27 protein-coding genes and 1 other annotated feature (1 of these 28 cut by a window edge) are annotated in these 21187 nt (G+C 48.1%); of the genes, 1 reads left to right on the top strand and 26 read right to left on the bottom strand.

Going from position 1 to position 21187, the window contains the following annotated elements:
• Positions 1 to 12: 12 nt before the first annotated feature.
• From MKY48_RS11920 to MKY48_RS11810, 23 genes are all read right to left on the bottom strand, one after another.
• Positions 13 to 975, bottom strand: a complete 963-nt coding sequence (locus MKY48_RS11920) for a 1,4-dihydroxy-2-naphthoate polyprenyltransferase (protein ID WP_339292972.1) — start codon at positions 973 to 975, stop codon at positions 13 to 15.
• A 127-nt stretch (positions 976 to 1102) separates the two neighbouring features.
• Positions 1103 to 1675: a DoxX family membrane protein gene (locus MKY48_RS11915; protein WP_339272151.1), complete on the bottom strand. Its 573-nt coding sequence runs from the start codon at positions 1673 to 1675 to the stop codon at positions 1103 to 1105.
• A gap of 172 nt (positions 1676 to 1847) precedes the next feature.
• Positions 1848 to 2072, bottom strand: a complete 225-nt coding sequence (gene mtrB, locus MKY48_RS11910) for a trp RNA-binding attenuation protein MtrB (protein ID WP_071223937.1) — start codon at positions 2070 to 2072, stop codon at positions 1848 to 1850.
• 84 nt (positions 2073 to 2156) lie between these two features.
• Positions 2157 to 2429, bottom strand: coding sequence for an HU family DNA-binding protein (locus MKY48_RS11905; RefSeq protein ID WP_006209463.1), 273 nt, complete (start codon positions 2427 to 2429; stop codon positions 2157 to 2159).
• A 259-nt stretch (positions 2430 to 2688) separates the two neighbouring features.
• Positions 2689 to 4167 (bottom strand): stage IV sporulation protein A, encoded by a 1479-nt coding sequence (spoIVA, locus tag MKY48_RS11900; RefSeq protein ID WP_076320959.1) that lies wholly within the window; start codon positions 4165 to 4167, stop codon positions 2689 to 2691.
• A gap of 603 nt (positions 4168 to 4770) precedes the next feature.
• Positions 4771 to 5523: a hypothetical protein gene (locus MKY48_RS11895; RefSeq protein WP_339293498.1), complete on the bottom strand. Its 753-nt coding sequence runs from the start codon at positions 5521 to 5523 to the stop codon at positions 4771 to 4773.
• 23 nt (positions 5524 to 5546) lie between these two features.
• Positions 5547 to 5906 carry a 2Fe-2S iron-sulfur cluster-binding protein gene (locus tag MKY48_RS11890; protein WP_071223933.1) on the bottom strand — a complete coding sequence of 120 codons (360 nt, stop codon included), beginning with the start codon at positions 5904 to 5906 and terminating at the stop codon, positions 5547 to 5549.
• 69 nt (positions 5907 to 5975) lie between these two features.
• Complete coding sequence (locus MKY48_RS11885) at positions 5976 to 6560, bottom strand: hypothetical protein (RefSeq protein ID WP_339292971.1); 585 nt, start codon at positions 6558 to 6560, stop codon at positions 5976 to 5978.
• 41 nt (positions 6561 to 6601) lie between these two features.
• Complete coding sequence (locus tag MKY48_RS11880) at positions 6602 to 6781, bottom strand: DUF2768 family protein (RefSeq protein ID WP_071223929.1); 180 nt, start codon at positions 6779 to 6781, stop codon at positions 6602 to 6604.
• A 142-nt stretch (positions 6782 to 6923) separates the two neighbouring features.
• Positions 6924 to 7199: a stage VI sporulation protein F gene (locus tag MKY48_RS11875; RefSeq protein ID WP_006209456.1), complete on the bottom strand. Its 276-nt coding sequence runs from the start codon at positions 7197 to 7199 to the stop codon at positions 6924 to 6926.
• A gap of 63 nt (positions 7200 to 7262) precedes the next feature.
• Entirely contained in the window at positions 7263 to 8303 is a 1041-nt protein-coding gene (locus MKY48_RS11870; protein WP_076320956.1) for an NAD(P)H-dependent glycerol-3-phosphate dehydrogenase, read from the bottom strand.
• A complete protein-coding gene (gene plsY / locus MKY48_RS11865; RefSeq protein WP_076320955.1) occupies positions 8296 to 8922 on the bottom strand; it encodes a glycerol-3-phosphate 1-O-acyltransferase PlsY in 627 nt (208 codons plus the stop codon). Before plsY ends, MKY48_RS11870 begins: the two co-directional genes overlap by 8 nt.
• A gap of 11 nt (positions 8923 to 8933) precedes the next feature.
• Positions 8934 to 10256 (bottom strand): ribosome biogenesis GTPase Der, encoded by a 1323-nt coding sequence (gene der, locus MKY48_RS11860; protein WP_076320954.1) that lies wholly within the window; start codon positions 10254 to 10256, stop codon positions 8934 to 8936.
• A gap of 211 nt (positions 10257 to 10467) precedes the next feature.
• Positions 10468 to 11685, bottom strand: a complete 1218-nt coding sequence (gene rpsA, locus MKY48_RS11855; RefSeq protein WP_076320953.1) for a 30S ribosomal protein S1 — start codon at positions 11683 to 11685, stop codon at positions 10468 to 10470.
• Positions 11686 to 11805: 120 nt separating this feature from the next.
• Positions 11806 to 12396, bottom strand: coding sequence for a lysophospholipid acyltransferase family protein (locus tag MKY48_RS11850; protein WP_076320952.1), 591 nt, complete (start codon positions 12394 to 12396; stop codon positions 11806 to 11808).
• Positions 12397 to 12417: 21 nt separating this feature from the next.
• Positions 12418 to 13098 carry a (d)CMP kinase gene (gene cmk, locus MKY48_RS11845; protein ID WP_076320951.1) on the bottom strand — a complete coding sequence of 227 codons (681 nt, stop codon included), beginning with the start codon at positions 13096 to 13098 and terminating at the stop codon, positions 12418 to 12420.
• Positions 13099 to 13274: 176 nt separating this feature from the next.
• Positions 13275 to 13562, bottom strand: a complete 288-nt coding sequence (locus tag MKY48_RS11840) for a DUF5359 family protein (protein WP_076320950.1) — start codon at positions 13560 to 13562, stop codon at positions 13275 to 13277.
• Positions 13563 to 13626: 64 nt separating this feature from the next.
• Positions 13627 to 14289 (bottom strand): flagellar brake domain-containing protein, encoded by a 663-nt coding sequence (locus tag MKY48_RS11835; RefSeq protein WP_339292970.1) that lies wholly within the window; start codon positions 14287 to 14289, stop codon positions 13627 to 13629.
• Between the two features lie 198 nt (positions 14290 to 14487).
• On the bottom strand, positions 14488 to 15837 hold the full coding sequence (ypeB, locus tag MKY48_RS11830) for a germination protein YpeB (RefSeq protein ID WP_339272147.1): 1350 nt from the start codon (positions 15835 to 15837) through the stop codon (positions 14488 to 14490).
• A 90-nt stretch (positions 15838 to 15927) separates the two neighbouring features.
• Positions 15928 to 16074 carry a hypothetical protein gene (locus tag MKY48_RS11825; RefSeq protein WP_009595221.1) on the bottom strand — a complete coding sequence of 49 codons (147 nt, stop codon included), beginning with the start codon at positions 16072 to 16074 and terminating at the stop codon, positions 15928 to 15930.
• 73 nt (positions 16075 to 16147) lie between these two features.
• Positions 16148 to 16843 carry a glutamic-type intramembrane protease PrsW gene (gene prsW, locus MKY48_RS11820; protein WP_076320947.1) on the bottom strand — a complete coding sequence of 232 codons (696 nt, stop codon included), beginning with the start codon at positions 16841 to 16843 and terminating at the stop codon, positions 16148 to 16150.
• Positions 16844 to 16900: 57 nt separating this feature from the next.
• Positions 16901 to 17512: a genetic competence negative regulator gene (locus MKY48_RS11815; RefSeq protein WP_076320946.1), complete on the bottom strand. Its 612-nt coding sequence runs from the start codon at positions 17510 to 17512 to the stop codon at positions 16901 to 16903.
• 201 nt (positions 17513 to 17713) lie between these two features.
• On the bottom strand, positions 17714 to 18088 hold the full coding sequence (locus MKY48_RS11810; RefSeq protein WP_339272146.1) for a hypothetical protein: 375 nt from the start codon (positions 18086 to 18088) through the stop codon (positions 17714 to 17716).
• A 93-nt stretch (positions 18089 to 18181) separates the two neighbouring features.
• Here MKY48_RS11810 and MKY48_RS11805 point away from each other — a divergent pair, with 93 nt between their 5' ends.
• Positions 18182 to 19093 (top strand): polysaccharide deacetylase family protein, encoded by a 912-nt coding sequence (locus MKY48_RS11805; protein WP_339292969.1) that lies wholly within the window; start codon positions 18182 to 18184, stop codon positions 19091 to 19093.
• Between the two features lie 51 nt (positions 19094 to 19144).
• Here the strand turns inward: MKY48_RS11805 and MKY48_RS11800 are convergent, their stop codons facing one another.
• Genes MKY48_RS11800 through MKY48_RS11790 form a run of 3 tightly spaced genes read right to left on the bottom strand, consistent with a single transcriptional unit; the run spans position 19145 to position 20956 of the window.
• Entirely contained in the window at positions 19145 to 19963 is an 819-nt protein-coding gene (locus tag MKY48_RS11800; protein WP_339292968.1) for a metallophosphoesterase, read from the bottom strand.
• Positions 19960 to 20370, bottom strand: coding sequence for a hypothetical protein (locus tag MKY48_RS11795; protein ID WP_339292967.1), 411 nt, complete (start codon positions 20368 to 20370; stop codon positions 19960 to 19962). The genes MKY48_RS11800 and MKY48_RS11795 overlap by 4 nt, the downstream gene beginning before the upstream one ends.
• A 1-nt stretch (position 20371) precedes the next feature.
• Positions 20372 to 20956, bottom strand: a complete 585-nt coding sequence (locus MKY48_RS11790) for a CPBP family intramembrane glutamic endopeptidase (RefSeq protein ID WP_339272142.1) — start codon at positions 20954 to 20956, stop codon at positions 20372 to 20374.
• Positions 20957 to 21181: 225 nt separating this feature from the next.
• Positions 21182 to 21187: a binding site (T-box leader), on the top strand; it runs 225 nt beyond the window's last position.

Raw genomic sequence — 21187 nt, 5'->3', positions numbered from 1 at the left:
ACCGTATTCGGTTTAGAAAAAGGGTCGAGAAGTCCATACCACTGCTACCCCCAGCGCGGCGATCCGCGCCAGATTCATGAGCACGAAATTTTGCACCGCAATCACAAATGTCTTCTCTTTGGATGGATGGGCGGTGAAAACGGCGCTTTTTTTATAAATCGGGACAAGGGTGACAAACACCAGAAGCACTAACACGGGATGCACTTTCATCAGGAGAAGAGCCGCCAGGTCCAGATAAGCAAGGCAATACAGAATTCGGAACAGCTTTAGAGAAGGTCTGAATCCTATATATACCGGCAGCGTATACCGCTTGTTCTCCATATCCTCATCCATGTCGCAGATGTTGTTGGCCAACATGATGTTGGCAATCCCAAGTATGGCCGGCTGTGATACCACCAGCAGCAGCAGTACCTCAGGAAGGTTCACCTGAAGGGACAGAACGCTGCCGTGCAGGTCCAAAACCGCCAGATGGTTGCCCTCCGCATGGATCCAAGCCGAAATAAATATAATGACAAATCCCATAAACAATCCGGAGAACAGCTCGCCTAGCGGCATCCGCGAGATCGGAATCGGTCCGAACGAATATAATATCCCTACGGCAAAAGACAATCCCCCGAGCAGCAGGATCAACCAGCCCGTAGACAGGAATAGTGCGATCCCCGCACCAATGGCTGTCAAGAGCAGCAAGATGATGACGGACACCACCGCAGGCTCCTTAAGATTATATCGTACAATGGCATTATGCTCCTCGTAACCGAAGCCGTTCTTTTTAATCGCTTTTTTATAATCGTAATAGTTATTGATTGCCGTCGTTGCCATATCAAACGACAGCAATGATGCAAGCATCAGGGCAAAATGATACCCATCGAACTGCTGAAAACGAAACAGTGCATACAAAGTTCCGAACAGAAACGGAATCATGCTGGCTACCTTTGTCTGAATTTCCACCAGTTTAAAAAAAGCTCGGATTCCCATGACCATCATCCTTTATCCAATTGATCTGATTTCAGATTAAAGGATTTCATGGCCGCGGTCTGTTGGAATTGTACTTGACAAACGCGTTGCAAAAGTGACGAATGTTACTTTTAGAGTAAAATCAAATTTATTCCGAAATGTCCTGATCCTTGCGCCTGCGGCTCCAAGGCGTACCCAGCAGCGGCAGCGCCCAACGGTCCAGACCATACCAGCCCGCCACTTTCCAAGCCATTACCAGCCATGTGGCCAATATAAAGAATAACGGATTGGAGCTTACCGTGCCCGCGAATAAAAAGCTGGCATTCATTAATCCGCCGAAAAACGCGGCAATGCCCGTCAGCAGACCCAAAATCAGCCCGAGTCCGACCAGCACCTCGCCGAAGGACACCATATACGAAAACAGCTTGGCGTTGGGAAGCACAAACCCTTCGAGAAAAGAAGCATACCATCCGGTGACGTCCTTCCCCTCTTCCGCCTTAGCCAGCGCTCCCCCGACAAACCCCTGAATGGCCGCGCCGGCTTCGCTTCCCGTCCAGGCTTCCGCCGTCAGCTTTTTCAGCCCCGACGTTAACCAAGAATAACCGAGATACAGCCTCACGAGCAGCCAAATCCAGCCGGAGCGAGTACTGCTGAACAGAAACAGGGATACCGGATTTTCAGGGACCACCACATATTGTCCCTCTCTAAATTGCTTTGCCATGATTTCTTTAAACATCCTTTCGTATTTTTATTCATTCCGCTAGTATATACAACGTTCGCGAATCCAACAAGGGTCATTTAACAATTGATTAACACACAATCTTTCCACGGACACATCAAACATAAAAAAGCCCCACCAATTTGGTGGGGCTTTGCCAAAATGATAAGTCTAATCAGATGCCGGACTCAATCTTCCCGTGTTTGGTCATGACCTCAGCTTTGCCGCGGATTTTGACCGCAGATGTATGATCCGTGAACTGGGCGATGATGACCTCGCCTTTGTCCAGCTTTTCGGTATGATGAAACCGGGTGTCCTGACCGCGGGTAAGGCCAATCACCTGCACGCCATGGTCCAGCGCTTTAACGATAAAATAATCCCCGTTTTGAACGTTCTCCATTGTTCAGACCTCCTCACCGTAAGCTAAAAGAAAAGGCCGTGAACGAATTCACGACCTGTGCTCTTAGGTAATATGTAGAAATCTTTATTTGATTCCGTCTTTGAGCGCTTTACCAGGTTTAAATGCAGGAATTTTGCTCGCAGGGATTTCGATTTCTTCACCTGTTTGCGGGTTGCGGCCTTTCCGTGCGGAACGCTCGCGAACCTCGAAGTTGCCAAAGCCGACCAGCTGTACCTTGTCTCCACTTTGCAAAGCTTCGGAGATTGCATCGAAAACGGCATCAACCGCTTTAGTTGCATCCTTCTTGGAAAGCTCAGTAGATTCAGCTACTTGTGTAATCAGATCCGATTTATTCATTCTTTCACCTCCCTAACAAGGAATGTGCTCCACTTGCTATTCACTGTTTCCGTTTTACCGCAAATTATACGTGCAATCGGGTATTTTACCCCTATCTCGCGTTTAGAATGCATGACGCGGAACAAATTTATAGTAATACAGCCACCTCATAATTTCAAGCGTTTTGCTCTGCCCAACCAAAGAAAACACGAAAAACAGCCGCTAATCGGGACTTTAGACCCGTTAGCGACTGCGTATTCAACACCTTATCGATACTCACTTAAAGAATGATCGCGATCAAACCGCCGGAACCTTCGTTGATGATCCGACCTAAAGTTTCTTGCAATTTATATCTCGCATTATCAGGCATCATCGCGATTTTGCCTTGAATGCCTTCACGGACGATCGAGTGCAGCGAGCGTCCGAATATATCGGATTCCCAAATCTTGATCGGATCGTTCTCGAAATCCTGCATCAGATAGCGCACAAGCTCTTCGCTCTGCTTCTCTGTGCCGATAATCGGCGAGAACTCGGATTCCACATCGACTCGAATCATATGGATGGAAGGCGCGGTCGCTTTCAATCTTACCCCGAAGCGAGTGCCTTGACGGATAAGCTCAGGCTCATCCAGCGCCATCTCAGCCAGGGAAGGAGCAGCGATACCGTAACCTGTCGTTTTAACCATTTCAAGCGCTTCAGCGAAGCGGTCGTATTCCCGTTTGGCATGGGAGAACTCCTGCATCAGCTGCAGTAAATGATCTTTACCGCGAATCTCGACACCCACAACCTCCATCAAGATCCGGTCATACAGTTCGTCAGGTGCGAAGAGATCGATCTCGGCAACGCCCTGACCCATATTCATGCCGCTAAGTCCAGCATGGTTGATGAAGTCATACTCCATGAACTGGCTGACCACCCGATCCACGTCACGCAGACGACGGATATCCTTCACGGTATCTCTGACCGAGTTCTCATAGTTGCTGCGCAGCCAGTGGTTCTCGTTAAGCACCATAACCCAGCTAGGCAGATTGACGTTCACTTCATGCACTGGGAATTCATACAATACTTCACGAAGAACACCGGTTACATCATCTTCGGTCATCGTAGCTGCACTTAGTGTCATTACCGGAATGTCGTATTTCTCAGCCAGCTCATTGCGCAGTTGAAGCGCTTCTTCACTGCGTGGTCGTGTCGAGTTGATGACCACCACGAATGGCTTGCCGACTTCCTTCAGTTCCTCGATGACGCGTTCCTCAGCGTCAACATAAGAGCTTCGCGGAATTTCCGCAATGCTTCCGTCTGTTGTGACGACCACGCCAAGTGTGGAGTGCTCCTGGATGACTTTGCGGGTTCCGATTTCTGCCGCTTCCTGGAACGGAATCGGCTCTTCGAACCATGGCGTCGAGATCATTCTCGGGCCATTCTCGTCCTCGTAGCCCTTAGCGCCTTCAACGGCATAGCCTACACAATCCACCAATCTTACGTTGACCTCAAGACCTTCCGTAACTTTGATTTGTACCGCGTTGTTTGGCACAAATTTCGGCTCGGTTGTCATGATTGTTTTCCCTGCAGCACTTTGAGGCAGCTCATCGACAGCTCTTACTCGATCCGCCTCGTTCGTAATGTTCGGGAGAACAACCGTCTCCATAAACCGCTTGATGAAGGTTGATTTTCCCGTACGGACGGCACCGACAACACCTAAGTAAATGTCCCCTCCGGTCCGTTCGGCAATGTCCTTAAAAATGTCCACTTTTTCCAAAAGAGATCCCCTCCTCAAATTACTCCGAAGGAAAAATGCTTTAAGAGCATCCGCTTCGTGTTCCACTCATAGCCAAAGCCATTGCAACAGATGAGCAGCCTTTACAATGTCGCCAGCATCCCGCCGCCGGTATTCCATGAGTTTTGATGGAAACGGCAAAGCGGCGTAACTCGTACATGCATTTGGACTAGTAACATCATATGTACCGGGTTCAAAAATATGACGGTTGCCCCTTAAAGTCCGTCCAGTTTTTTTTAAGATATCGAACAGGCCTAAACCAACTAGACACCGTCATCGAATACCGTAAAGAAAACTACCGCTGGGGCGCGGTTTATCTTCATGCTGTGCGCCTTCAGACGTTTTCGTATGCCTCATGATGTGGGCAACCGGCTCTTGCCCGCACTACTCTTTCAGATTATGAATATGCGCGCACTTTAATAGATATTCCAAAGAGATTCAACCATTTTCAAAAAAGTCTATCGAAGAAGGGTCTCAAGGATAAAATGTAGGCTGCATTATGGCTTCCGCATACTCATTCCTCTACTGATATGGGTCACCATGCAGAGACAACAAAAATACCCGCCGATAACGGCGGGTATAGGTTTAGGATAGCGGCTGAGCAACGGGCTGCCCATCCTTCCATGTATAAGGTACGGATTTTACAGGGACATAATAGGATTCCTGCTCCAGGAACACCCGTAAGTCCTCTCCTTCTTGAGGGTCGGAATCGTTCTTCTGGATCGCCTGCATAATATCAAAGGCATAATCGGCGTACACCGTTCCCTCTTCATCCATCATAAAGGCCATCTCCTGACCCGAGTATACACTCATCAATGTAATGGATTTGGCATCGGTCTTGGACAGGTCAACTGCCGTATACCCCGGGTAGAGGGCTTCTCCTGCAGGGAGAGCGTTGTCATGCGCCATTTTGTACAAATTCACGGCTCTCTGAACGTCATTCACCTTCTGGGCCGTGGTTAAGTCCATCACCTTCACGGTTGGCTCGGTTTCCTCATTAATAATGAGAAAATATCCGCTGCCGCCCTTCTCAAATGCCGTATCCGGAATTTGGTCGATGTATCCCCGGTTCTTCAGCTGATCCATATCGACCCGGTATTTCTCATACCGCGGAATTTCCGGACCCGCTGTAATTATCGGCAAGATTCCCTGTTCTTTATAAAAGTCATCTACAGCCGATTGTATCCGTTTGACACTTTCTCTATACGAAACCTTGTTCTCCTGCAATTTCTCGTCAGGATAAAGACATCCTGTCAGCAACATCGGAAACAGCACCAGGATTAAGACTGCAGACGTCCGCTTCGAACGGCCTGCCGCTTGGATCATCCAAGTGATCATACTCAACTAACATCATCCTCGCTTTAAATAAAGTCATCGGACTCCCGGTTTCTCGCAGCTTCCAGCTGTTTGCGTATCGCAGCTTTGAGCGGATCCTCGGGAATCATTACCTTAATGTGATTCGTAATTCTCGTCTGGCAGGATAGCCGGTAGCCTTGTTCAATCATCGATGTCCCCAGCTTCCTGATTTCCTTGGGCTCAGGCGCAGAGCAATGATCGCGTTCCTCGCTCGGAACGATGATCTTGCACATCAAACAACCGGCTTTGCCTCCGCAACGGGTAGGAATACGCACACCCGCCCGACGCGAGGCATCCAGAACATTCGTGTGCGGACGAACCTTGACCTTTTTCTGATCCGGCTGAAATAATACCTCGTAGTCCAACGGTAACGCGCTCCTTTTCTTATGTACACATTCTGCTAAGCTCCCTGGCCATTTTTCACCGCACTTCGGTTACAATCCAGTTAATCGGTTCAAAACCATTCGATGCTCCCCATGCAGATGGTTCCGGCTTAACAACTGCTGCAGAAGCGGCATATGACGGTCCATGTCCCGCCGGATCGCTTCAGCAATGGCGACGTATCGATCCGGCCTGTCTCGAAGCACATTAAACACCAGTTCATGGGATAACGGCATCAGGCGCACCGGGACGTCCTGTATATGACTCTCTAGTGCTGCAGGATACAGCAATTGATCGATCTCAACGCAGTAGGAGGACCCGTTTGAATTCACTTCAAATCCGCCTACCAGTTCAATCGGGACTTTCTCTATTTCATAGTGGCTCAGTATCGAGGAATATATCCCTTCTTGGTCTAAGTGGGGAGCATCCACGGCCATAGAAGCCAGCGACTCATGCAAAGGCTGTACACCCCCTGCATCGGTATAGATATCGATATCCCTCGGCGGCTTGTCCAATGTTACATCCTGAAGAAGCAAGCTGCAGCTTCCACCTAGCAGCCAAGCAATAGGCGCCTCATTCATCTTATGAATGGCGGTAGCTAACACATTCTCCAATTCCGGCAGATCATTCAGCGTCATGCTGCACCCCTTTACCGTATCGTCCAGATCGGCTTCCTACGTTATATGATGGAGGCCAGTCCAATAATAAAACCGAAAATCATCATCATAAAGGCTACGAACGACAGTGCCCCGCGCAGAAAACCCTTGGTCTTGCTTCGCGCAAGCGTAACCACGATGACCGATAGTGCCATAATCAATAATGCGACTAGGGACAGCCACATCTTTTGCATTGGATCCATGTCACGAAACTCTCCAATCTCTCATCAATTTCAACCTATTATATCACGAAAATGATAGCGCCTCACCTCAGGTATGTCGAAAAAAAGAACAAAAGCCGCTATCCCATCAGGAGCGTCTTTTGTTCAACATTATCATCGTATCTTATTTGTTCATCATCATTTTCATCAAGGCTTCCATATTGCTCGGATTCATGCCACTCTTCTTCACCGCACCGACAATCTCCTGGATCGTGTCCTCACTAACAGGTATGTTCGCCATCGAAGATACCTGCTTGATCAGCTGGCGGAGCTGGGCTTCATTTTGCATTGTAGACGGCTTAACCGTGCTAGCCAGCTTATTGACAGCCCCTGAAGAAATTTTCTTGCCGCTTTTCTTGTTAATCGCATTCAGTACATCCTTGTGAAAGCTTTTGCTCATATCCACCCCTCCTCCGACATCCTCACATCAATATATGAGTCAATCATCGGAATGGTGAATAAGCTAAGTGTGCCATTGCTCCCAAGTTTCAAGCGGCATCAATTCCATCTCGGTCTTGGGGTCCCGGCCCATCAAGGCTTCAACGGCAATGCGGGGATTGCGGTCTTTAAACAACACATGGTACAGCTGATCGGCAATCGGCATCTGTACGCCGTATTTCTCGGAGATGGCATGTGCGGCTTGGGTCGTTCGAATGCCTTCCACAACCATTCCCATGGAACCCAGAACCTCGTCTAACTTCTTACCCTGACCCAGCATCGAGCCAGCTCGCCAATTTCGGCTATGCTGGCTGGTGGCGGTAACCACGAGATCACCGATCCCGGCCAGCCCGGCAAATGTCAGCGGATTCGCCCCCATTTCCATGCCGATTCGCAAAATTTCTGCCAAACCTCTCGTAATAAGCGCTGCCTTGGCATTATCACCGAAGCCCAGTCCGTCGGACATCCCGGCGCCCAAAGCAATGATATTCTTCAAGGCCCCGGCCAGCTCAACACCAATCATATCCCGATTCGTGTACACTCTGAAATATGTGTTCATAAACAAATCCTGAGCGGCTACAGCCGCCTCGGCATCCAAAGACGCCACAACGACCGTTGTCGGGCAGCGTCTGACCACTTCCTCCGCATGGCTGGGTCCTGATAATACTACCACGCGGCCTTCCTCACAGCCAAGCTCCTCGGATATGACGGTGGACATCCGCTTCAAGGATTCTATTTCAAATCCTTTGGTCGCATGAATCACCAGCATGTCCTCGGTCCAAAACTGCTTCAGCTGCCCCGACACTTCCCGCATCGCGGACGAAGGTGCAACGATAACCACAGCAGCAGCCGACGAGACAGCCTCTTTCATATCGGTTGTAGCGCGGATATTCGGTGATAACTCCACCCCGGGTAAATAACGGTTGTTGGTATGGGACTCGTTGATTTCACGAGTCTGTTCCTCTGTTCTTGTCCAGACGACAACATCCAGATTATTAGAAGCGAGAACACTTGCCAAAGCGGTTCCCCAACTGCCTGCCACCAGAACAGCGACTTTGTCAGACAACGCGCTTCCCTCCTTTGCCCTTTCCTTTTCCAGAACCCAGCTTGTTTTCACGCCCCTGCACAAGCTTCACGATGTTCGAGCGATGCCGCCAGAAGGCGAATACACATATGATGAAGCTCGTCCAAAAGATTGGCCACGAATAATCCGCGATCAATAGAAAAACAGGGGTAAGCACTACAAAAATAAGGGAACCCAAAGATACATAACGGGTAAAAACAATGGATAGAATTGCGATAATGCCTGCTATAACCGCTGGTATAAAGCAAAGCGTAGCAAGCACCCCAATGGCGGTTGCAATCCCTTTGCCGCCTCGAAAGCGGAAGTATAGAGGCCAATTATGACCGATAATGGCCGCAATACCGCACAATCCCGGCAGCCATGCATTGTCCCCCCCAAGCCATCGTCCGATCCAAACCGCAGCGATGCCCTTAATTACATCCAAGACCAATACAAGTATCGCAGGTCCCTTTCCCAGGACGCGAAGAGTATTGGTTGCCCCAGCGTTGCCGCTGCCATGCTGACGAATGTCAATCCCTTTCAGGATTTTGGCAAACAGTACGCTAAAGCTTACCGAACCGAGTAAATAACACACTACTATCGCTACGATCTCCAAAATCAAGCTATTCTCCCCTAACTCTCATCAGACTTTCTTCGAGTAAATATCCTGATGGGTGTACCTTCAAAGTCAAACGCGGCCCGAATCTTGTTCTCAAGGTAACGCTCATATGAGAAGTGCATCAATTCAGGATCGTTGACGAATACGACCATGGTCGGCGGCTTAACCGCAACCTGTGTTGAGTAGTTAATACGCAATCTTCTTCCCTTATCCGTTGGAGGCGGATTGATGGCAATCGCATCGGATATGACATCGTTAAGGAGGTGTGTCTGTATGCGAAGTGAATGCTGATCGGCCACATGCTTAACGACAGGGAGCAGCTTTTGCAAGCGCTGCTTCGTTTTGGCCGACAGGAACACAACCGGCGCGTAGGTCATGAACAAGAAATGATCCCGAATCTTTTTCTCGAACTGCTGCATCGTTTTGTCCTCTTTCTCGACCAAATCCCATTTGTTCACAACGAACAACGATGCTTTACCGGCCTCATAGGCGTAACCGGCAATATGCTTGTCCTGTTCGATGATGCCTTCTTCCCCGTTTATGAGGACGAGAACAACATCCGCACGCTCGATGGCGCGCATGGCACGCATGACGCTGTATTTCTCTGTGGTCTCATAGACTTTCCCGCGTTTGCGCATGCCTGCCGTATCGATGAGCACATACCGCTGCCCATCCTTCTCGAACGGCGTGTCGATCGCATCACGTGTAGTGCCGGCAACGTCACTGACAATGACACGCTCTTCTCCCAAAATGGCATTAACTAGGGAGGACTTGCCCACATTCGGTCTGCCAATCAGGGCAACTCGAATAACATCCTCGTCATATCCATCGTCTTCCAGCTCAGGCAGATTCTCAACTACAACGTCCAGCAGGTCGCCAATCCCTGTGCCGTGACTGCCCGATATTCCGACAGGATCGCCAAATCCGAGGGAATAGAACTCATAGATATCATCAACGCGCTTCAAATTATCCACTTTGTTTACACTTAGAATGACAGGTTTACCTGAACGGAACAGAATCTGTGCAACTTCCTCGTCCGATTGGGTAACCCCTGCCTTTGCATCGCACATAAATACGATGACGTCTGCTTCTTCAATTGCAAGCTCGGCCTGCATGCGTATGGATTTCAATATCATGTCATCGCCATCAATTTCAATACCGCCGGTATCAATGACACTGAACGCTTTACCATTCCATTCGGCACTACCGTAAATCCGGTCACGGGTAATACCCGGTTTATCTTCAACGATGGCTAATCTGTCGCCAATCAATCGGTTAAATATAGTCGATTTACCGACGTTAGGCCGTCCAACGATAGCCACTACGGGTCTTGCCATAGTCACTCCTCCTGTCAATTCTTACGATTATCATCATAGCAAAAAACGTTACAATTGGCTAACCTTTCATCTTTATTTCTATTATGCTCTTCCCCATGTTACAACATCCGCAAACGTTCGTCCCCTAAAAAAACAAATGGCGAACCCAGATTTCTGGGTTCGCCGACTTCGTTATGATAGGTCAATAGACCGAACAAAACTGTTCCCGGGCTTACTTGAATTTGCTCAGCTTATCGCCGAAACGCTCTCCAAGCGTAACGCTCATGCCTTGATTGTTCAAAGAAACGTTCGGATTGTCTTTCAGGTCGATTTTAGGACCTTTGGACGGTTTTTCAGCTCGAGGAGCTTGAGCTGGTGCTTCTTCCGTTTCTTTGATGCTCAGGCTGATACGTTGCTCAGAAGTGTTGATATCAAGCACTTTAACCTGAACTTCTTGGCCTTCTTTCAATACTTCTTGCGGTGTACCGATATGCTTGTGAGAAATTTGGGAGATATGAACCAAACCTTCAACACCTGGTGCCAGTTCAACGAAAGCTCCGAAATTAACCAAACGTTTAACAACGCCAGTTACGATGTCGCCAGTGTTGAATTGCTCGCCAGCTGTTTCCCAAGGACCTGGAGCCGCTGCTTTGATACTGAGGCTGATTTTTCCTTTTTCAGGATCCACTTTCAGTACCTTCACACGCACTTGATCGCCTTCGGACAATACATCAGCAGGCTTGTCGACGTGGCTCCAAGCGATCTCGGATACGTGAACCAATCCGTCTACGCCGCCAACATCAACAAATGCGCCGAATTGCGTAAGACGTTGTACTGTACCTTCCAGCACTTGGCCATCTTGAAGCTCGGACATCACTTTTTGTTTGTTAGCTTCGAACTCTTCTTCCAGAACATCCTTCTGGGAAAGAATCACTTTGTTGTTCTCGCGGTCCAATTCCTTCACTTTCACGCGAAGCGTGCGGCCTTTGTAGTCGCTGAAGTCTTCAACGAAATGACGCTCTACCATGGATGCAGGAATAAATCCGCGTGCACCAACATCAGCTACGAGTCCGCCTTTAACCACGTCAGCCACCGTTACTTCGAATACGTCCTGATCCGCAAAATGCTTCTCAAGCTCTTCCCATGAATTCTCGGTGTCGATCGCGCGCTTGGAAAGAACCAGGCTTTCCTTATCGTCGTTAATGCTAACGACTTTGCACTCTACCTCTTGGCCAACCTGAACCGCATCAGATGCGTTATCAAGTTGTACAGAAGACAGTTCGCGAACAGGAATTACGCCGTCATATTTATATCCAATGCTTACATAAGCTTGGTTGTCCTCCAGTTTGACGATCGTCCCTTTCACGGTGTCCCCTTTTTTCAAGGATACGATTTGGTCCAGCTGCTCTTGGTTTTCAGCAGCCTCTTGATTTCTTGTTTCTTCCGACATGTCAAATAACCTCCTCAATTCAAACCCCATTTATTTAAACTCGCATTGGCGAAGTTCAAAACATAATTGCTGTAGTATCTTTCCAATCTTCCCATGCTTTTTATGCATGTAGCGAATAAATCAGTTCATGGTTGGTTTGCCACTTGCGCGCATTTCGTGAATCTTGGCCATGATCAACTCGGTTGCCGCATCCAGAGCCTCCGGTGACTTGTCACCTTCAAACTGAGATAGATCCACAGGTGCACCATAGATGATCTTCACTTTGCGAAAAAGCTTGTAATCTCCAATGATAGCAGCCGGTATGACCGTCGCCCCGCTGCGGAGAGCGAAGCTTGCCGCGCCCCGTTTGGCCGCCGTTGAATCGGAATTACGCGTCCCCTCAGGGAAAATGCCCATGATCTCACCCGTGCGCAATATCGTGAGCGCGGTTTTGATCGAATCTTTACTTACTCCGCCGCGCTTGACCGGAAATGCTCCAAGCTGACGAACCAGCCATCCGAACACCGGGATGTTGAACAGTTCCGCTTTGGCCATGAACTTAACCTGGCGCTTGACGTGAATGCCGACAGATATCGGATCTCGAATGCTAATATGATTGCTGCAGATTAGCACGCCGCCTTCTGAAGGTATGTTATGTACGCCGACAGATTCGAATCTGTAGAGAATAGCGAACAAACCGCGGACCACCGCTCTGCAAAAAATATAAATCATGCCCATTTCTCCCCATCCCACTTAAGTTTCGCAATATGAAAGAATTGCTTCCACAACCTGGTTGATATCCATATGTGTCGTATCCAGTATGATGGCATCCTCTGCGCATCGAAGCGGCGACACTTCACGTTCCTGGTCAAGCCTGTCACGTTCTGCGATATCTCTTTCCAGTTGTTCCAGCGATATACCTTCATCACTCAACTCATTGAAGCGGCGGAGAGCACGTTCCTTGACACTGGCCGTCATGAAAATCTTCACCTCGGCATCCGGCAAAACCGTTGTGCCGATGTCACGTCCATCCATGACAACGCCCTTGTCTTGTGCCATTTGCTGCTGTAAACGGACAAGCTTTATCCGCAAACCCTCGATTCGTGCATATTGGGATACCACTGCACTAACCTGATGTGAACGAATATATGGTGTGACGTCTTCCCCGTTCAGCCAGACCATTTGACCATGTTCATGCGGTTTTAATTCAATCACCATGTTTTGTGCATGTTGAAGCACTTTTTCGGGATTTTCTGGAGAAATCCCTTGGTTCAGCATGAACCAGGTGACTGCCCTGTACATGGCTCCGGTATCCACGTAGATGTAATGGAGCCTGCTGGCTACCATACGCGCTACGGTGCTTTTACCCGCGCCTGCCGGACCGTCGATGGCAATATTAATTCTGTCGCGATAACCTGTCCCCTGCGTAACCAACGGGGCATTCCTCCTCAAACATATACCTCGAAATCGAAAGGGCTTACCATCCGTTACGGACGGGATCACCGTTTCTCTAGTGAAAACTTATAAGAAAGCGCGGATGAAACAAAGGCGCAATCTTATATTTCAAGAAAAAAGCAGGCGCCCGCCTGCGACGTGAAAATTATACCACACTAGCTAGAGTGATGCAAAAGAGAAGGGGTGTTTTCCCCCATCCAATCGTTTACATTTGGCTCGTTAACGGGAACACCCTCCATCTGCTGAATGGGCGAAATATAGGGCCGGCTAGGCTCATAATGTAATAGCAGCTGGGTGATCACCAGGGCAAGTACAAGCCAGATCAGCAGCTTAAGCAGCATGATTCCATATCGGTCATGCAGAGCTTGTCCCTTCTCTTCATGCTTAACTTCCAGTCTTGTTTTTTCAAGCAGACGGTCTTGATCGTTTACTACTTCTGACATGGCAGACAGCCCCTCCGGGACAATTTTTTCGGATAGTGTGCCACCGGCATGTCCTATTTATGCATTAACGATTGCGAAAATCAAACTGTCTCTCAAAACAATAACGAATCAGCTTCTGGCGCTCCATATCCGCGATCTGACTAAACTTCAGCATCACGATGCGTCGATTGGTGGGCAGCTCCTTCACCCTCACAACCTCGCCTTCAAACGGAACATGCTCCACGGATCCGTTCTTAAACGGGATGAGTATCCAGCATGTCAGTATACTCCCTTCCGCAATCGTATGATCCGGCTGCAGATAAAAGGATACGCCACCGCCGCCGACATCATCGGTTTTGGCTAAAAACTGGGTGCCTTCTTTGGTCATGACTGCTACCTCGAGCTCGGCTTGCACCCTTAGGAAGCTTCTTCTCTGTACCTTCGTAATTTGATCCTGCTCCGGCTTCTTGATACGAACCAGACGGATAATATCCTCATGGTGACTCAGGACGTAGGAATTGAAGAAATTCTTAACTCCCCCTTCCGTTAAAAAATAAGCGGACAGCTCGTCCCCGATGTATAGCTTTTTCAGCTTGCCTGTCCCTTCTTGCAGCGGAACCTCCATATACATCGATTCGTCATCCATGTCGGAGATGCGGGATTTATATACAATATTGGCTTCCTTCTCATCCCCCGTATCCAACTGGATATAAAGGATGTCGTTAATCTTTGGATACAATGCGCTCACCCACTAATTTATCATAATCATTATTTTCCATTATATCATGGGATGCCGCGGTCCATAGGACAAAATCTTCAAATTAAGGTCGAATCCTGTCTAACCTTGGGAAACATGGGGCTCTCCCCGCTCTTTCAGCTCCTTCATCCAAGCAAAAAGCCGATTCAGGTTATCTCCTGAACCGGCTTCAATCGCGCAATACTTTGATTATCTAATTCCTGCCTGTGCATCCTTGACGACCTCAACAGTTTCCTCAAGGCCGGTATCCGAATTAATGTAAATTCGGTATTGGGACCCATTGATTCGCCCGCCGAACTCATAACACAGAACATCCTCGGAGCGATCGTTTTTGATTAAGGCCTTACGGTGATAGAGCACTTTGAACTCAGGATTCAAGACCTTCTCCGCTTCGGCAAGACTAAGTTTCGGCTGCGGGATTTCTCGCTTGATTTGATGCTCGTACACAAAGTCGCTGGCCTGGAATCCAATGACATCCCCATTATCCAGAGCCGAACGAACGGTAATTTTTTCAGGGTAAATCAGCACGCCGTCCTCTTCGCGGACAAAGGAGAAGTTGGCCAGGTTGTCATATTGGTCCGCCGAAACAACCGTCATGTCGGAATAGCCTTTTTTTGTCAGGAATTGCTGGGCTTTGTCGATAGCATTTTGAACGGACACTTTCTTCGCACCAACATTCCGCTCATCTGTATAAGAGATCAGCTGTCCACCTTTTTCGGTAAAGTCCATGCTGAGCATATGACCCTTCGGATGTTGCACCTTCGCCGTATAAGATACCCACTCGGTGCCACTGCCGTTCTTCGTCACTTGTACTTTGGCATTATTACCCACATCGGAGAACTTCAGCGCTTTACGCTTCACATCCGCTTCCGATATCGGCATACCCGCCAATTGCTTCACAGAACGGCGGTCATAAATGCTGCTTACCGATGGTCCCCAGTCAAGCTCAGGGTAGGACTCCACCTTTTTATCCACCGTTTTGAAGCCGTCAATAATGGAGTTGTCCTGGACTTTATTCGTAGCCAGAGCCGTCTCTACATCCATCCAGCGCAAACTGTTTGCGATAACCTTATTCTGCACATGCTGCAAATCCTTCGTAATTTCACCGGAGTTGGCGTACAAGGATTTCAACGTTTTGACTTCACCCTCACTGAGCGGCTCCTTCGTTAAATCGCGTACACCTGTTTTGTAAGCAAAATTCGAAATTCGGGAAAGGAACTCTTCCGTCTTGTTGAAAGGAAGGAGCGTAAGCGGCAGCTGGCTGATCTCATTCTGAGCCTGGCTGGTTAGGCGCCATACATTCATCAAGCCCTTCCGGTGCATCCCTTGGGAGGTAGAACTTACCGCAAGCGTATTGCCGAGCTCGGCATGAATCCTGTCCATATTGTAAGACAAGTCATGGAATGCCCGTTGGTATTGGTTCTCCGCATTAATCAATATGGCGTTTTTCTCTTTATTCTCTTGATAACCCCATACCAGAGCCCCGATCAATAAAATTGTGGCCACAGGAAACAGAATAGCGCTTAATCGTTTGTACATGATGCTTATAGTCTCCTTTCTTCTACTCACTGCCGTTAGTTTGACTAGAAGAAAGAAGTCTTATGCATATCTGTATAATTCCTTCATCCTTTAGAAATCTTCCTCAATATCGAAGTGATCACGATTGTTGCACAGACACTGCTTAAATCCAGTTTCGATCCGGCCCTGTTCCTTTTTTCCCCGCAGCACAAAACGTTCACCGCAATCCTTACAAAGAATTTTCACTTTTACACGCAAAAAAAGACACCTCCCTTTCTATGATTCCCTGGCTGTCAACCGAGGTCTATAGAAAGAAGTGTGCCCTGATTTGTTAAGTGTTAACCTCTTCCTCCCGCTTGATGAAACGAAAAGGAGAACGGTTGTTAGCTCTAGAGATTTTGCCCATGCCGCCATACCATAGCAGCACCATAAGCGGTACGATAAACCATACCCATGTGTGGGTCAGCAGATTCAGAATCAGGTCGTACAGACCATGCCACATCCAAGGCAGGAACAAGGATAGAACGAGAAAGAACCTTCTTCGTTTCCCTTCCGTGAACCTCGCATGTCCCATGTAGTATCCCATGATGACACCAAACATCGCATGCCCCGAAACGGGCAGCAGGGCTCGCAAGAACATCGGACCAAAGGCCGCCTGGCTGTACCAGGCGTAAAGCAAGTTCTCTACCGTAGCAAATCCCAGCGATATCGCCACTGCATAAAGGATGCCGTCATAAGGCTCGTCAAATTCCGTATGGTTAAAAATAATATGGTACATCACGAACCATTTCAGAAATTCCTCAACGCCCGCCGAAACGAACAATGAGTTGACTACCGGATTGTCGCCAAGCCATAGTATCATTCCCCGCTGCAAAATCATAACCGGGAAAACGATCAGAACCCCTAGCATGAACACCTTGATCACCATGTGCAGGGGCTCTTGATCATACCTATCTTTCAGGTAAAAATACGTGAGCAATGCGAGTCCCGGCGCCAAAGCTGACGCAATTACCGAGAACACCAGCACTAAAATTCCCCTTCCGTTAGTTGCGGGCCTGAAGTCCGGCACGCACGCCCACCTTGATTAATGCTGACGCTGGAAGTGTGTACAGATTACCTCAATCGCTTGCTGAGGCATGACTTTCTTCCCGTATTCCTCCAGCATAGCCTCCGTTACTGAGGAGGATTCACCGAATTCAGCCAGCATCGCAATCACCGCCGGCAGCTTCTCGCTATCCAATTCCTCAGGGTCGAAGTACAAAAACCATCTATCCATATAGTGATAGAGCTTACCCGCTCCGCCTACAAGATCCTTCAACATATGCGATGCTTCAATGAGCACTTCAAAATCTTGAAAAACATAGACGATAGTATCACTTTGATCCAGCGTTACTTCCATTTCATAAATCTCGTCCGGCATATCTTCTTCGGACAAGCCGCCGAAATGATGATCGTATTTCCCTCTCGTCACAATAACCACCATGCCCTGGGCAGGCAGTGCAAACACCTCAACGGCAAGAGGTCCGGTGGCATCAAATCCGAGTTCACTGTATGCCTGATCCATCATCTCCGTAAACAGGTCATAAACTTTCGGTATTTCCTGCCACATCTCTTCCTTCTGGATCCCTCGCTCACTCAGATCGTCAAACGTGAGGAAAATCCGTATCTTATCTTGACTCAAACGCTCTATTTTCATGACAGGATCCTCCTTACGTAAACAAAAGTTTATAACAAATTATGATGTCTGGATTATGACGTGATAAAAATGGTTTTATATAATTGATTTTATCATTTAATAACCACAAATGCACGCAAATATGTAGCTGAAGAAAAAAGAATCATTCACAGGGATTCATGTGGCCGCTCCCCGTGAATGATTCAAAATGGTTCATGCCGTTTACAAACCCGGTATGACGGTGTGGGTCTCTTTCAAAATCTGTTCGACTTCGTTCTTGACATCAGGGTTGTTTCGGATGAAATCCTTGACTTGTTTCAGGTTGGCAGCCTTCGAATGAGTCGATGTCTGTACCCCTGCAGTTCCATTGGAATGAGTGGAATCATGTCGGCCTGAACTGGGAGACACGCTTTCTCGGCTCGAGCCAGAGTACTTCTGGCTCTTAGTGCCCTGAATTTTACTCATCGCGGTATCCGCAAATCGGCCAAGATTCGCATCTTTCATCATCGAGGAGAAAAGTCTGCTGTTATTCCGGGAAATGATTCGGCATGCAACGGCACCGATAATGACACCATATAGAAATGACGAAGTCTTCACACATGATACCTCCTTCTATGATAAACTCGAGATTATTGTTCTCGCACCGCCAGAAACTCATGCTACATAAATACAGGAAAGTGAGATGGAATCATGGTTAAAACACGAACAGTACTTCTGCTGGCTTGCTGCCTTATGCTCAGCGCATGCGGCAACAACGGAATGGATCAAAAGCAAGGCACGGCCACGGAAGTCGGTAATGACAGAGCAGCGCAGCAAAATGAAACCTCTGGAGCAGTGTCCACTCCGAAAGAAGGTACCGAGAAGGCAACCGAAACAGACAAGCCTGAAGCCGAGCCTGACGTGGATAAATCCGCGGACCCATCAGATGGAACCGATAAAAGTCCCGATGCCGAGGCACCGGTTGAACCGAAGTATCACATGAATAAGGTGTATCGCATCGTCCCCAATCATGAGTCCGTCCCCGAAAAAGTCGTGCTGCTCACGTTTGATGACGGCCCAAAGGACGAAACCATGATCAACCAAATGATCGACACGCTGGACAAACATGATGCCAAAGCGATTTTCTTCGTCAATGGATACCGTGCGAAGGCTCATCCAGAGCTGTTGAAACTGATCCATGACCGCGGTCAAATCATTGGGAATCATTCCTGGGATCATATCGACCTGAAAAAAGAAACCAAACAGACAGTGAAGAAACAGATTGGGGATGTGCAGCAAATCGTTAAGGAAGCGACCGGATCGGAACCGAAGTTTTTCCGTCCTCCGTTCGGCTCCGGCGGAGATACTGTAAAGGAAGTTGCCCTGAATCATGACCTGCTGTTCATGACCTGGTCCAACGGTTCGCTCGATTGGGAAAGCAAAAATAAAAATAAACCCGATGCCGTAGTCAGTAATGTGCTGGAACAGCTTCACCCTGGCAGCAACATTCTGATGCATGAGCTTCCGTGGACCGTAGAGGCCCTCGATACCTTACTGACCAAGCTTGAAGCCAAAGGGTATGGCTTCGTGGATCCGCAATTCATCGAACCTAAAATAAGATAATCCGAGAAAACACAAAAACCTTAATTCTGCCGTCACCATCTGACGATCGAATTAAGGTTTTTTGCGTAGTGTAATCACATGATATTCTGCGGGACATTGCAAGCGCAGCGGGATATGTGAAGTGCCGAATCCCCGGCTGATCAGCATCCTGGAAGAATGCTTGGTTTCGCCCGCCTTTCTCGGCAGCGTATACCATCCGGATTTAAACTTCTTGTAGAAACGTGTCAATCGAACGGCTCCTGCAACTGGCAGTACAATCTGCCCCCCATGGGTATGTCCCGCCAGCACGAGATCCCCATGCACCGCATCCTTGTCTTTGACCCATATTGGATCATGCACCAGAATAATGTGATACTGGTCTTCGGCTGCCTTACCCCGAAATCTTGTATACGGGTGCTTCCGGCTTGCCGGCTGCCTTACCCCGCTGAGAACCATAAGCTCGTTACTGCGCTTTAACGTAACGGTCTTGTCATTCAGCAGAGTAACGCCGCTCTCCCGTAATACTTTACGGACGGCGTCCTTGCCTGCATTCAAATCATGATTCCCCAAGACGGCATACACGGGTGCGATACGGACCAGCACCGACATATTATGCCTCATACGCTGAAGGGGCACGCCTCTTTCCGTAATATCTCCACCAAGCAGTACGCAATCCACCGATGATAGATTGGATAATAGCTTTTCTTCTGATAATTGTCTGCGATGTATATCGGTAATGAACAATATCCGAAACCCGTCAAACGAGTGAGGGACACGTTCGGATACCACTTCTTCTTCACGCACCCGATAGCCCCTGGCTTCAGCCCTCATCCAGCCGATAGCGCCTGCACCAAGTACCGCAGCACCTGCTATCCACATCAACACACTCATAATAACTCCTTTAATAATTCCTTTAATGGAGGCGCTCCGATAAGTCCCCACCACAGAAGACCCACCATTAACAATATGAAAATGACGATCAATGAGTTCACAAACCATTTGCTCATTCTTACGCGATACGAGGAATATGTATTCGTTCGTTTAGGAGCAGACGCTTCTTCCTCTGCTTGACGCTGGCGGGACCGGGTCGATCTGGAACGACTCAATCCATCCCCTGTGCTGCTTCTCTGGTGCTTTTGTTCCACGGAACTTGTGGAAGGTGGCGATGTAGATCGACTCGATGTTTCATCTGCTTGTCGCGATTTCGCTGCCGCTCTTTTTTCTGATTGAGCCGTTGACTTGTTCTTGCGGCTTTTTTTTCGGCTCTGATGTCGCTGCATTCTGCTAAGTTCGTTCATGTTACTCTTTCCTCCGAAACCGAATCAACATTCCTGATATGAAATCAATCAGAAAATGGCACAAGATGGGCGCCCAAATGGTACCCGTTTGAATATAAACGTAACCCAGACCGTAACTGCTCAAAAAAACCCATCCGGTTGGAAGCCAATGTTTTAAATATCTGACATGAATAAGTGCGAACAAGATACTAGTCCAATATGGTCCGAACGCATGCTGGATGGCTCCTCGAAACAATAACTCCTCACAGATGGATACGATCAGAGCTATAATAAAAATATGCCAAACCGGCCTTTTTCGGAACAACATTTCATTGATTCCGCCATCGTCCATACTATCCTCTGACACAAACCGGGATAATACAAAATCCACGACCAGCATTGCTGCAGCAAGTCCGAGCCCCCAATATACAAACTCGATATCCTTCGGAATGATAAAGAGCCCAAACGGATTCCTCTGCTGAAACAGGATCCAGATCAAACCTGCAATTAGCGTCAATGCTTGGGTAAGATACAGATTAATAAGCAGCAGCCGATCATTTAATTGATGGGCCTCGATTCTTTTTACGCGTATTTTAAATTTTTTCATAGAAGATGGGCCTGTCTTTCATCTTGATTTTTAAAGATATTTTCGTGGACAACCATAGTAATATCAGAATAATTCAATCATAGGCGGGCATATGCATCATAGCAAATTAACGGCATGACATTCAAGGCTAACCCTTGATTCTTCCCTACTATAAGGCCTATGGACGGAATAAACACCTATTGACACAATGTTAGAGCCATGATACATTATGAAAAAATTAATCTGTGAAAA

Origin of the sequence: Paenibacillus sp. FSL W8-0187 (assembly GCF_037969755.1) — a bacterium.
Classification (GTDB): Bacteria; Bacillota; Bacilli; order Paenibacillales; family Paenibacillaceae; genus Paenibacillus_AQ.
Note: the sequence above shows the minus strand (reverse complement) of the source record. Positions and strands in the feature narration are given on the sequence as shown.